The organism is Streptococcus sp. SM3, from assembly GCF_027497875.1.
In genome coordinates, this window is record NZ_JAJNSA010000073.1 from 1 (window position 1) to 12,347 (window position 12,347).

The 12,347-nt window shown below is 41.9% G+C and carries 11 protein-coding genes and 1 pseudogene; all 12 read left to right on the forward strand.

Annotated elements, in window-relative coordinates; genetic code table 11:
• Window positions 1–215: pseudogene (locus tag PAN06_RS10135) on the forward strand (ribose-phosphate pyrophosphokinase); the annotation flags it as partial.
• A gap of 48 nt (window positions 216–263) precedes the next feature.
• Window positions 264–404, forward strand: a complete 141-nt coding sequence (locus PAN06_RS10140; protein ID WP_193390725.1) for a hypothetical protein — start codon at window positions 264–266, stop codon at window positions 402–404.
• Window positions 405–685: 281 nt separating this feature from the next.
• Complete coding sequence (locus PAN06_RS10145) at window positions 686–1,336, forward strand: LPKTxAVK-anchored surface protein (protein WP_269796223.1); 651 nt, start codon at window positions 686–688, stop codon at window positions 1,334–1,336.
• A 96-nt stretch (window positions 1,337–1,432) separates the two neighbouring features.
• Window positions 1,433–2,284: a class B sortase, LPKTxAVK-specific gene (gene srtB / locus PAN06_RS10150; protein ID WP_269796224.1), complete on the forward strand. Its 852-nt coding sequence runs from the start codon at window positions 1,433–1,435 to the stop codon at window positions 2,282–2,284.
• Between the two features lie 155 nt (window positions 2,285–2,439).
• Window positions 2,440–3,621 (forward strand): pyridoxal phosphate-dependent aminotransferase, encoded by a 1,182-nt coding sequence (locus PAN06_RS10155; protein ID WP_269796225.1) that lies wholly within the window; start codon window positions 2,440–2,442, stop codon window positions 3,619–3,621.
• Window positions 3,605–4,384, forward strand: coding sequence for a DNA repair protein RecO (gene recO, locus PAN06_RS10160; RefSeq protein ID WP_003009278.1), 780 nt, complete (start codon window positions 3,605–3,607; stop codon window positions 4,382–4,384). The genes PAN06_RS10155 and recO overlap by 17 nt, the downstream gene beginning before the upstream one ends.
• Complete coding sequence (gene plsX / locus PAN06_RS10165; protein ID WP_269796226.1) at window positions 4,381–5,376, forward strand: phosphate acyltransferase PlsX; 996 nt, start codon at window positions 4,381–4,383, stop codon at window positions 5,374–5,376. Before recO ends, plsX begins: the two co-directional genes overlap by 4 nt.
• 3 nt (window positions 5,377–5,379) lie before the next feature.
• A complete protein-coding gene (locus PAN06_RS10170) occupies window positions 5,380–5,628 on the forward strand; it encodes an acyl carrier protein (protein ID WP_024054589.1) in 249 nt (82 codons plus the stop codon).
• Between the two features lie 150 nt (window positions 5,629–5,778).
• A complete protein-coding gene (purC, locus tag PAN06_RS10175) occupies window positions 5,779–6,486 on the forward strand; it encodes a phosphoribosylaminoimidazolesuccinocarboxamide synthase (protein WP_269796227.1) in 708 nt (235 codons plus the stop codon).
• 63 nt (window positions 6,487–6,549) lie between these two features.
• Window positions 6,550–10,275 carry a phosphoribosylformylglycinamidine synthase gene (locus PAN06_RS10180; RefSeq protein ID WP_269796228.1) on the forward strand — a complete coding sequence of 1,242 codons (3,726 nt, stop codon included), beginning with the start codon at window positions 6,550–6,552 and terminating at the stop codon, window positions 10,273–10,275.
• Window positions 10,276–10,287: 12 nt separating this feature from the next.
• On the forward strand, window positions 10,288–11,727 hold the full coding sequence (gene purF, locus PAN06_RS10185) for an amidophosphoribosyltransferase (RefSeq protein WP_049475214.1): 1,440 nt from the start codon (window positions 10,288–10,290) through the stop codon (window positions 11,725–11,727).
• Window positions 11,728–11,756: 29 nt separating this feature from the next.
• The coding region (purM, locus tag PAN06_RS10190) for a phosphoribosylformylglycinamidine cyclo-ligase (RefSeq protein WP_269796229.1) at window positions 11,757–12,347 on the forward strand (591 nt) is incomplete at its 3' end.

A 12,347-nucleotide genomic window follows, 5' to 3' on the forward strand; every position in this document is an offset into this window, starting at 1 on the left:
ACCCAGTTTTATCAGGCCCAGCGATGGACAACATTCAAAAATCAGCCATTAAGAAGTTGGTGGTATTGGATACGATTTATCTATCGGAAGATCGCTTGATTGATAAAATTGAGCAAATTTCGATTGCGAAACTTCTTGCTGAGGCCATTGTTCGCATTCATGAAAATCGCCCTCTTTCCCCTCTATTTGAAATCGGAAATGCTAAAAAATGTTAACAATAAGGAGGCTGGGAAACAGCCTCTTTTGTTTAGGAGGAAATACAAATGGAAATCAGAAAATGGTGGCAAGATCTAAAAAAAGAAAAGGAACGGAAAAAACTGGTTCAAGCAGCTAAAGAACTAGAAGCAAAGGCGGATCCCAGTTTGCCCAAGAAGAAATTGCCAGAGAATAGGGCTGTGAAATAAGTAAGACGAAGTATTTGTGTTATTACTAACTAGACTATATAAGGTGTGTAGAAAAGGGATAGTCGTTCCAAATTGTGAGCTTTTTTCTAATCAAAACTCCGTTTATTAAAAATAAAAGAGTATAATATATCTCTAAATCGTAATTTTGGGTATCAAATATGAAGAAATCTTAAATTTTTTTAAAAAAATCTATAAAAAGTCTTGACATAGGCAGAATATCCTAGTATACTAATCATAGTTACGAAGTAACGAATATTTTAAATTATAAAAGGGGTAAAACAATGAAAAAAGTTTTATTATCATCAGTAGCAGCTCTTGCAGTATTTGCAGCAGCAGCTCCAGCATTAGCGGATCAACCAACAGTTTCTCCAGAAGAAGCAGCAAAACTTCGTGCTGTACTTTTCAACCAACCTGCAGCAGAAACTCCTGCAACTCCTGCAACAGGAACTCATGAAGAAGCAAACAACTTCACTCGTACTAACAAAGAAGATCGTGCAAAAGATCCAGCTTTTGTTGGTAAACAAGACATTACTTCACAAGATCACTATACAGGTGAAAACTACAACAACGGTGGTGATTTGAAAGCTATCCCTGCTAACCCATACTTTAGCCAAGGTATCCAACTTTGGGGTAAAACTCAAACTGTAACTGCTAAATCACAATTGGGTCCTCAAACTATCGAAGTAGTTAACCCACATGATGGAACTAAATGGTTGGTAGACGTTGACGTTGAAGCTCATGCTGATACTCCAAGCGGATACTACATCACTGCTAACTACCGTAACTTGCGTCAAGTAGCTGGTGCTAAAGCAGCAGATGCTAAAGCAGACAAAAAAGAAAATGGTAAAGATAACGGTGCTGTAGCTGGATCTAAAGCATCATCTGCTAAAGCTGGTGAAAAATCACTTCCAAAAACAAGCGCAGTTAAATAATTTTTAATTAATTAATTAATTAGCTCATAAAAATATCACTGAGTCCTTGGGCTCAGTGTTATTTTTTAGAAAAATCATTTTGAGGAGATCGATTAAATGAAAAGAGCTGGAGAAAAAAGTTCAAATAAATTTGCTCTTCTATTTGCTTCTATAGTAGCAATAGTTGTTATTGTAGCTGGATTTTTATTCTTTAATCCATTTGGTGGAAAAACATCTAACGCAACTAAGAAAGCAGCTTCTTCTGGTAGCAGTTCTTCTACCCAAGCTGTGAAATATGAACCTAGTCAAGAAGAAAAAGATTATCTAAAGAATCGCTTTGACCAACTAAAGGCTGTTAACCCTGAAGCGATTGCTTATGTTTATGCTCCAGGTACTGAGTTGGATGAACCTGTCGTTCAAACAGGAGATAATGCAACATACTTGGATAAGACTTTTGATGGTGGAAACGAACCCTATATGGGTACTGTCTTTATGGATACGGATAATAAGAAAAATTTTAGTGATCGTTTGACTTGGTTATTTGGTCATGCTCGTGGTAGTAAGGTTGGTGATCATCGTATGTTTAACGATGTCAACTACTATGACAAGCAAGAATACTTTGATCAACATCCGTATGTTGTCATTGAGACGCCTGAGCGCAAGTATTATTATGAAGCTATGTGCTTGGTGATTGTCCCTGAAACGACAGCATTTTATCGTACTAGCTTTAAGGATGATGAAGACTTTACAACTCAGTTGAAGAAGGTATATGAAGATGGTCAAACTAAGAATCCAAATATTAAGATCAAAGCATCTGATAAATACTTAGTATTGTCAACTTGTCGGGAAGAGGATGAAACGATTCGTTCTAACCTCTACCTACGTCAAATTCCTGATTCAGAAATGAAGGATTTTGTGGCAAAACATGCAGATCAATTGACATATGTGGCAACACGTGGTCAACAATAATGTCTTGAAAGACTTAGCATTGCTAAGTCTTTTTTGTATGGAAGAATTATTGAAATGTCCTTTGATGGGGAACAAAAGATGGGGATCTGGCTTGTTCTTTTGCGATGGGGTCCTATTTATAGTATAATGAATATAAGTGTTTTTGGAGGTGTTCTATGGATTTAACGAAACGGTTTAATAAAAATCTGAATCGGATTGAAGTTTCTTTGATTCGTCAGTTCGATCAATCAATTTCTTCCATTCCTGGTGTCTTGCGTTTGACTTTGGGGGAACCGGATTTTACAACTCCTGAACATGTAAAAGAAGCAGGAAAGGCTGCCATTGATGCAAACTTTAGCCATTACACTGGGATGAGTGGTTTGCTGGCTTTGCGTGAGTCTGCGAGTCAGTTTGTGGCGGATAAATATGGTATTCACTATCGTCCTGAAGATGAGATATTGGTGACGATCGGTGCAACTGAAGCCCTATCTGCCACTTTGACAGCAATCTTGGAACCTGGAGATGTAGTGCTACTCCCAGCGCCAGCCTATCCTGGTTATGAACCGATTGTGAATTTGGTTGGGGCGGAAATTGTCGAAATTGATACGACAGCAGATCGTTTTGTCTTGACTCCTGAAAAGTTGGAAAAGGCTATTCTAGAGCAGGGTGAAAAATTGAAGGCTGTTATTCTCAATTATCCAGCTAATCCAACGGGTGTCACTTATTCGCGCGAACAGATGGCAGAATTGGCTGCTGTCCTAAAAAAATATGAAGTCTTTGTGATTTGTGATGAAGTTTATTCAGAGCTAACTTATACTGGAGAAGCGCATGTCTCTATGGCATCCTTCATTCCTGAGCAGACCATTGTCATTAATGGTTTGTCTAAGTCTCATGCCATGACAGGCTGGCGACTTGGCTTTATCTTTGCTCCGGCTGTATTGACAGCTCAACTCATCAAGAGTCATCAGTATTTGGTAACAGCTGCTGGAACGATGAACCAGTATGCTGCGATTGAGGCCTTGACTGCTGGTCGGGATGATGCAGAGCCGATGAAGAAGGAATATGTGAAACGTCGGGATTATATTATTGAAAAGATGTCCGCACTTGGGTTTGAGATGATTAAGCCAGATGGAGCCTTCTATATTTTTGCTAAAATCCCAGCTGGTTACAATCAGGATTCCTTTGCTTTCTTGCAGGATTTTGCGCGTGAAAAAGCAGTTGCTTTTATTCCTGGTGCTGCTTTTGGTCAATATGGTGAAGGCTATGTGCGTTTGTCGTATGCAGCCAGCATGGAGGTTATCAAGGAAGCAATGAAACGCTTGAAGGAGTATATGGAAGAACATGCTGGAGTCAATTGAGACCCGGGGCATTGTGCTGTATAATCGGGATTTTCGTGAGGATGATAAATTGGTCAAGATCTTCACGGAGAAGTCAGGGAAGCGGATGTTTTTTGTGAAACATGCGGGAAAATCACGATTGAATCCCATGTTACAACCATTGGTAACAGCGGATATGCTGCTGAAAATCAATGATGATGGGTTGAGTTATATTGATGATTTTCAAGATGTGCAGGTTTATAAGAAAATCAATGCAGATCTTTTTGCCCTTTCTTATGCGACCTATGTTCTGGCGCTTGCGGATGCAAGTATTCAGGATAATCAGGTGGATCCGGCCCTGTTTGCTTTTTTGGAAAAGACCTTGTCTTTGATGGAAGAGGGACTGGATTATGAGGTTTTAACCAATATTTTTGAGATTCAGCTTCTATCACGGTTTGGGGTTGTCTTGAACCTGCATGAATGCTGTTTCTGCCATCGGGTTGGTCTTCCTTTTGACTATTCCTTCCGGTATAGTGGGGTCCTTTGTCCGGATCATTATGATCGGGATGAGAGACGTGCCCACTGGCATCCGAATGTTCTCTATTTATTGGATCAGTTTCAAGCAGTGCGATTCAGTGAGTTAGAGACGATTTCTCTACAAGCGGAGATGAAAACAGCTCTGCGTCAGGCAATTGATCAGTTGTATGAGGAGTATGTAGGGATCCATTTAAAAGCTAAAAAGTTTATCGATTCCTTGAGTGATTGGGGAGCGATTATGAAAGATTCATCTGGAGGTGAAACATGAAAAAAATTGCAGTAGATGCAATGGGGGGCGATAATGCACCTCAAGCCTTGGTAGAAGGTGTGAATCAAGCCATTCGTGATTTTGATGATATTGAGATTGTCTTATATGGCGATGAGGCAAAAATCAAAGACTATTTAACCGCAACAGAACGTGTATCGATTGTGCATACGGAAGAAAAAATCGATTCAGATGATGAGCCAACGCGGGCCATTCGTCGGAAAAAACAGGCTTCGATGGTCTTAGCTGCCAAGGATGTGAAGGCTGGTGAGGTGGATGCCATGCTATCTGCAGGAAATACAGGTGCTTTATTGGCAGCAGGCTTCTTTATCGTTGGCCGTATCAAAGGGGTGGAACGCCCTGGATTGATGTCCACACTTCCGACGGTTGATGGTCGCGGGTATGACATGCTGGACTTAGGTGCCAATGCAGAAAATACACCAGAGCACTTGCATCAGTATGCTGTGATGGGGTCCTATTATGCTGAAAATGTTCGTGGAATTCAAAAACCACGCGTGGGTCTATTGAACAATGGGACAGAAGCTAGTAAGGGAGATCCTTTGCGCAAGGAAACTTACCAATTGTTATCTGAGGATGATTCGATTCATTTTGTTGGAAATGTGGAAGCGCGTGATTTGATGGATGGCGTTGCTGATGTCGTTGTGGCGGATGGTTTCACAGGAAACGCTGTCTTGAAAACGATGGAAGGAACGGCTTTTGGGATCTTGAAGCAATTGAAACAAGCAATTGCCACAGGAAACTGGAAGGCGAAATTGGGAGCTTTTCTGCTCAAGGACCGTTTGAAATCATTGAAGCAAACCTTGGATTTCTCAGATGTTGGGGGAGCGGTCTTGTTTGGCCTTCAAGCACCTGTTGTTAAAACGCATGGTTCGAGTGATGCCAAAGCAGTTTATAGTACCATTCGTCAGATTCGGACCATGTTAGAGACAGATGTTGTTGGAAAATCAGTGAAGGAATTATCGAAGGAAGGGTAATGTATGAGTAAACAAAACGAAATTTTAGCTACTATTGAGGAATTTCTCAAAGACCGCAAGGGGCCAGACTTTCAAGTATCTTTGGAATCTGACTTACGTAAGGATTTACAGGCGGATTCTGTTGAATTGATGGAATTTATTATCAATCTTGAGGATGAGTACCAAATTGAGATTCCGGACAAGGCTATTGATGAATTTAACACAGTAGGGGATGTTGTCGACTATATCGAAAAACGAACTGCTGGTCACTAATGAAAAAGGGATCGTTCAGAGATTATTCTGGATGATCTTTTTTTCTGTCCTTTTTATTCGGATTCTGCTTATATTGTACGGAATTTTATTGAAAATACACTTTGTATATGATAGAATGAAGGTGATAAAATACGAAAGGCGAACAAAGTCATGACCAATCAACTGATTTATACTGGAAAAGCTAAGGATATCTATACTACTGAGGACGAACATGTGATTAAGTCGGTCTATAAGGACCAAGCCACTATGCTAAATGGGGCTCGTAAGGAGACTATTAAAGGAAAAGGTGTGCTAAATAATCAGATTTCGTCTCTTATTTTTGAAAAATTGAATGCTGCGGGTGTTGCAACGCACTTTATCGAACGTATTTCTGATACAGAACAACTCAACAAGAAAGTAAAAATTATTCCTTTGGAAGTTGTTCTTCGTAATGTGACTGCGGGTTCCTTTTCTAAACGTTTTGGCGTGGAGGAAGGCTTGGACTTGAAAACTCCAATCGTTGAATTTTACTATAAAAACGATGAGTTGGATGACCCATTCATCAATGATGAGCATGTGAAGTTTTTGGATATTGCCAATGATGAACAAATTGCTTATATTAAGGAAGAAACGCGTCGTATCAATGAATTGCTGAAGGATTGGTTTGCACAAATTGGTCTTCGCTTGATTGACTTCAAATTGGAATTTGGTTTTGATAAGGATGGCAAGATCATCTTGGCAGATGAATTCTCTCCAGATAACTGCCGCCTTTGGGATGCTGAAGGACACCATATGGACAAGGATGTTTTCCGTAGAGATTTGGGTAGTTTAACGGATGTATATCAGGTTGTGTTGGAGAAGTTGCAAGACTTGAAATAATTTGGTTGAAACGGAAAACCTTCGTCTTCAAGAGCATTTTTGAATAGAAATAAAGGAACTAAAATGGATAAACGTATTTTCGTTGAGAAAAAAGCTGATTTTCGTGTGAAATCGGACTCTTTAGTAAAAGAATTGCAGCATAATCTTCAGTTGAAAACGTTGAATGATCTTCGGATTGTTCAAGTTTACGATGTCTTTGGTTTGGCAGAGGACTTGTTTGCGCGTGCGGAAAAACACATCTTCTCTGAGCAAGTGACTGATACTGTTTTGGACGAGGCTGCGGTTCAGGCTGATCTTGAGAAGTATGCTTTCTTTGCGATTGAAAGCTTGCCTGGTCAATTTGACCAACGTGCGGCATCTTCACAAGAAGCTTTGCTTTTGCTTGGTAGTTCAAATGACGTAACAGTGAATACAGCGCAATTGTACTTGGTTAACAAGGATATCGATGCGAATGAGTTGGAAGCTGTCAAAAACTACCTTTTGAACCCAGTGGATTCTCGTTTCAAAGATATCACTGTTGGTATTGCGAAACAGGATTTCTCTGAGTCTGACAAGACCATTCCAAGCTTGGATTTCTTTGAAACTTATACGGCAGAAGATTTTGCACAGTATAAGGCAGAGCAAGGATTGGCCATGGAAGTGGATGACCTTCTCTTCATCCAAGATTACTTCAAGTCTATTGGACGGGTGCCAACTGAGACTGAGTTGAAGGTGTTGGATACTTACTGGTCTGACCACTGCCGTCACACAACTTTTGAGACTGAGTTGAAGAATATCGACTTCTCAGCATCTAAATTTGAAAAACAATTACAGGCGACTTATGACAAGTATATTGCCATGCGTGATGAGTTGGGACGTACAGAAAAACCTCAAACCTTGATGGATATGGCCACTATTTTTGGTCGTTATGAGCGTGCTAATGGTCGTTTGGATGACATGGAAGTGTCTGATGAAATCAATGCCTGCTCTGTTGAAATTGAAGTGGATGTCAATGGTGTCAAAGAACCATGGCTTCTCATGTTCAAGAACGAAACGCACAACCACCCAACGGAGATCGAACCATTTGGTGGAGCAGCTACTTGTATCGGTGGTGCCATTCGTGACCCATTGTCAGGGCGTTCATACGTTTACCAAGCCATGCGTATCTCAGGTGCTGGTGATATTACAGCTCCAATTTCAGCGACTCGTGCTGGTAAACTGCCACAACAAGTGATTTCTAAAACAGCGGCTCACGGTTATTCTTCATACGGTAACCAAATTGGTCTTGCCACAACTTATGTTCGTGAATACTTCCACCCAGGTTTCGTTGCTAAGCGTATGGAGCTAGGTGCGGTTGTCGGTGCGGCTCCTAAGGAAAATGTTGTCCGTGAAAAACCTGAAGCTGGTGATGTGATTATCTTACTCGGTGGTAAGACTGGACGTGACGGTGTCGGTGGTGCGACAGGTTCTTCTAAAGTTCAAACGGTTGAATCTGTTGAAACAGCTGGTGCTGAGGTTCAAAAAGGGAATGCCATCGAAGAACGTAAGATTCAACGTCTTTTCCGTAATGGGGATGTGACTCGTCTGATCAAGAAATCAAATGACTTTGGTGCTGGTGGCGTCTGTGTAGCGATAGGTGAATTGGCAGATGGTCTTGAAATTGATCTAGACAAAGTGCCATTGAAATACCAAGGTTTGAACGGTACAGAAATTGCCATTTCTGAGTCTCAAGAACGGATGGCTGTAGTGGTTCGTCCAGATGATGTAGACGCCTTCGTTGCTGAATGTAATAAAGAAAATATTGATGCTGTTGTCGTTGCGACAGTGACTGAAAAACCAAATCTTGTTATGCACTGGAATGGTGAAACCATCGTTGATTTAGAACGTCGTTTCCTTGATACAAACGGTGTACGTGTAGTTGTGGATGCTAAGGTAGTTGACAAGGATGTCAAGCTTCCAGAAGAACGCCAAACATCTGCTGAAACCCTTGAAGCTGATACTCTTGAAGTCTTGGCTGACCTTAACCATGCCAGTCAAAAAGGGTTGCAAACCATCTTTGATAGCTCAGTTGGTCGTTCAACAGTCAATCACCCACTTGGTGGTCGCTACCAAATTACACCAACTGAAGCTTCTGTACAGAAATTGCCAGTTCAACATGGCGTGACAACAACTGCTTCTGTCATGGCGCAAGGCTTCAACCCTTATGTGGCAGAATGGTCTCCGTATCATGGAGCTGCTTATGCAGTTATCGAAGCAACTGCTCGTTTGGTTGCTGCTGGTGCAAACTGGTCTAAGGCTCGTTTCTCTTACCAAGAGTACTTCGAGCGGATGGATAAACAAGCAGAGCGTTTTGGTCAACCAGTAGCGGCTCTTCTTGGATCCATTGAAGCTCAGATTCAACTTGGTTTGCCATCTATCGGTGGGAAGGACTCTATGTCTGGTACCTTTGAAGAATTAACAGTACCACCAACCTTGGTTGCTTTTGGGGTGACAACAGCAGATAGTCGTAAAGTTCTTTCTCCAGAATTTAAAACTGCTGGTGAAAATATTTACTATATTCCAGGTCAAGCTTTAGCACAAGAAATTGACTTTGATCTTATCAAGTCTAACTTTACTCAATTTGAAGCTATCCAAGCAACTCACAAAGTCACCTCTGCATCCGCTGTCAAATACGGTGGTGTGGTTGAAGCTCTTGCCCTTGCAACATTTGGGAACCATATCGGTGCTAACGTCGAATTAGCTGACCTTGACACCAGCTTGACAGCCCAATTGGGCGGATTCGTCTTCACGTCTCCTGAAGAGATTGCAGGTATTGTCAAGATCGGACGAACAGTGGCTGACTTTACACTTGCTGTCAATGGTGTAACGCTTGATGGGCACAAACTTGACAGTGCTTTCCAAGGTAAATTGGAAGAGGTTTATCCGACGGAATTTGCACAAGCAACTGAGTTGGAAGAAGTACCTGCTGTGGCATCAGATGCTGTGATTAAAGCTAAAGAAACAGTTGAGACACCAGTGGTTTACATCCCAGTATTCCCGGGTACGAACTCTGAGTACGATTCAGCTAAGGCCTTTGAAAAAGAAGGTGCAACAGTCAACTTGGTACCATTTGTCACACTGAATGAAGAAGCAATTGTCAAGTCTGTTGACACCATGGTTGACAACATCGAAAAAGCGAATATTATCTTCTTTGCAGGTGGCTTCTCAGCAGCGGATGAACCAGATGGATCAGCTAAATTTATCGTGAACATCTTGCTCAATGAAAAAGTACGTGCAGCCATTGATCACTTCATCGAAGGTGGTGGTTTGATTATCGGTATCTGTAACGGATTCCAAGCTCTTGTCAAATCTGGTCTTCTTCCATATGGTAACTTTGAAGATGCGAGCAGCACGAGTCCAACCCTCTTCTACAATGATGCCAACCAACACGTGGCTAAGATGGTTGAAACACGGATTGCCAACACGAACTCACCATGGCTTGCAGGCGTGAAAGTTGGTGACATCCATGCCATCCCAGTATCACACGGTGAAGGGAAGTTTGTCGTGACAGCTGAAGAATTTGCAGAGCTTCGTGACAATGGTCAAATCTTTACCCAATATGTTGACATCGAGGGTAAACCAAGCATGGATTCTAAATACAATCCTAACGGTTCTGTCAATGCGATCGAAGGTATCACAAGTAAGAATGGTCAAATTATTGGGAAGATGGGTCACTCAGAACGTTTTGAAGACGGTCTCTTCCAAAATATTCCAGGAAATAAAGATCAACATCTCTTTGCGTCAGCGGTTAAATACTTTACTGGAAAATAAAAGGTATACAAAATGACATACGAAGTTAAATCTCTTAATGAAGAATGTGGTATTTTTGGGATCTGGGGACACCCAGATGCTGCAAAACTGACTTATTTCGGATTACACAGTCTTCAACACCGTGGTCAAGAAGGGGCGGGGATCCTTTCAAATGATGCGGGTCAATTAAAACGGTATCGTGATACGGGGCTTCTCTCAGAGGTGTTTCGGAATCCTGCTAACTTGGATAAGTTGACAGGGACGGGTGCGATTGGACATGTTCGCTATGCGACAGCTGGGGAAGCTTCGGTGGATAACATCCAGCCTTTCCTCTTTCGCTTTCATGATACCCAGTTTGGACTTGCTCACAACGGGAATTTGACCAATGCCAAGTCCCTCAAACGGGAGTTAGAAAATAACGGAGCGATCTTTAGCTCAACTTCTGATTCAGAAATCTTGGCCCACTTGATTCGTCGTAGCCATAACCCATCCTTCATGGGTAAGGTGAAAGAAGCCTTGAACACTGTTAAAGGTGGATTTGCTTACCTCCTCATGCTTGAGGACAAGCTCATTGCAGCCTTGGATCCAAATGGTTTCCGTCCCCTTTCTATTGGTAAGATGGCCAATGGAGCTATTGTGGTTTCATCTGAAACCTGTGCCTTTGAAGTGGTTGGAGCAGAGTGGATTCGCGATGTGAATCCAGGTGAGGTTGTTATCATCGATGATAATGGCATTACTTACGATAACTATACAACGGACACCCAATTGGCTGTTTGCTCAATGGAGTATATTTACTTTGCTCGTCCTGATTCAAATATCCAAGGGGTCAATGTCCATACAGCTCGTAAACGTATGGGTGCTCAATTGGCACGTGAATTCAAACATGAAGCAGATATTGTAGTTGGTGTGCCTAATTCATCACTTAGCGCAGCCATGGGATTTGCAGAAGAATCAGGCTTACCAAATGAAATGGGCTTGATTAAAAACCAATACACCCAACGTACTTTTATCCAACCAACACAAGAATTGCGTGAGCAAGGGGTTCGGATGAAGCTCTCTGCCGTATCCGGTGTCGTGAAAGGCAAACGTGTGGTTATGATTGACGACTCTATTGTACGTGGGACGACCTCACGTCGGATCGTTAATTTGCTAAAAGAAGCAGGAGCAACAGAGGTTCACGTAGCAATCGGTAGTCCAGCTCTGGCTTATCCATGTTTCTACGGGATTGATATTCAAACACGTAAGGAATTGATTGCAGCCAATCATACAGTTGAGGAAACACGCGAAATAATTGGTGCAGATAGCTTGACGTATTTGTCAATCGATGGCTTGATTGATTCTATTGGAATTGATACAGATGCCCCAAATGGCGGTCTTTGTGTGGCCTACTTTGATGGAAAATATCCAACACCTTTGTATGACTACGAAGAACGCTATGTGGAAAGTTTGAAAGAACATACTTCTTTCTATTAAGAGCAGTGCAAAAGAAAAGGAATAAACAAATGACAAATAAAAATGCGTATGCCCAATCGGGTGTGGACGTTGAAGCAGGTTATGAAGTTGTTGAACGGATCAAAAAACACGTTGCTCGTACGGAACGTGCGGGTGTCATGGGAGCTCTTGGTGGTTTTGGTGGCATGTTCGACCTTTCAAAAACAGGTGTCAAAGAACCCGTTTTGATCTCAGGAACAGATGGTGTTGGTACTAAGCTGATGCTAGCTATCAAGTATGACAAACACGATACGATCGGTCAAGACTGTGTTGCTATGTGTGTTAACGATATCATCGCTGCAGGTGCTGAGCCCCTTTACTTCCTAGACTATATCGCAACTGGTAAAAATGAACCAGCTAAACTAGAACAAGTCGTTGCTGGTGTGGCTGAAGGTTGTGTACAAGCCGGTGCAGCCCTTATCGGTGGTGAAACGGCTGAAATGCCCGGTATGTATGGTGAGGACGACTATGATTTGGCTGGGTTTGCTGTCGGTGTTGCAGAAAAATCTCAAATCATCGACGGTTCAAAAGTGGCAGCAGGGGATGTGATTCTGGGGCTTGCTTCAAGCGGTATCCACTCAAATGGTTACTCACTTGTTCGT

Coding starts and splice junctions, on each gene's coding strand:
- recO (WP_003009278.1), top strand. CDS start 3,605: ATGCTGGAGTCAATTGAGACCCGGGGCATTGTGCTGTATAATCGGGAT.
- PAN06_RS10180 (WP_269796228.1), top strand. CDS start 6,550: ATGGATAAACGTATTTTCGTTGAGAAAAAAGCTGATTTTCGTGTGAAA.
- plsX (WP_269796226.1), top strand. CDS start 4,381: ATGAAAAAAATTGCAGTAGATGCAATGGGGGGCGATAATGCACCTCAA.
- PAN06_RS10140 (WP_193390725.1), top strand. CDS start 264: ATGGAAATCAGAAAATGGTGGCAAGATCTAAAAAAAGAAAAGGAACGG.
- PAN06_RS10170 (WP_024054589.1), top strand. CDS start 5,380: ATGAGTAAACAAAACGAAATTTTAGCTACTATTGAGGAATTTCTCAAA.
- purC (WP_269796227.1), top strand. CDS start 5,779: ATGACCAATCAACTGATTTATACTGGAAAAGCTAAGGATATCTATACT.
- PAN06_RS10145 (WP_269796223.1), top strand. CDS start 686: ATGAAAAAAGTTTTATTATCATCAGTAGCAGCTCTTGCAGTATTTGCA.
- PAN06_RS10155 (WP_269796225.1), top strand. CDS start 2,440: ATGGATTTAACGAAACGGTTTAATAAAAATCTGAATCGGATTGAAGTT.
- purF (WP_049475214.1), top strand. CDS start 10,288: ATGACATACGAAGTTAAATCTCTTAATGAAGAATGTGGTATTTTTGGG.
- srtB (WP_269796224.1), top strand. CDS start 1,433: ATGAAAAGAGCTGGAGAAAAAAGTTCAAATAAATTTGCTCTTCTATTT.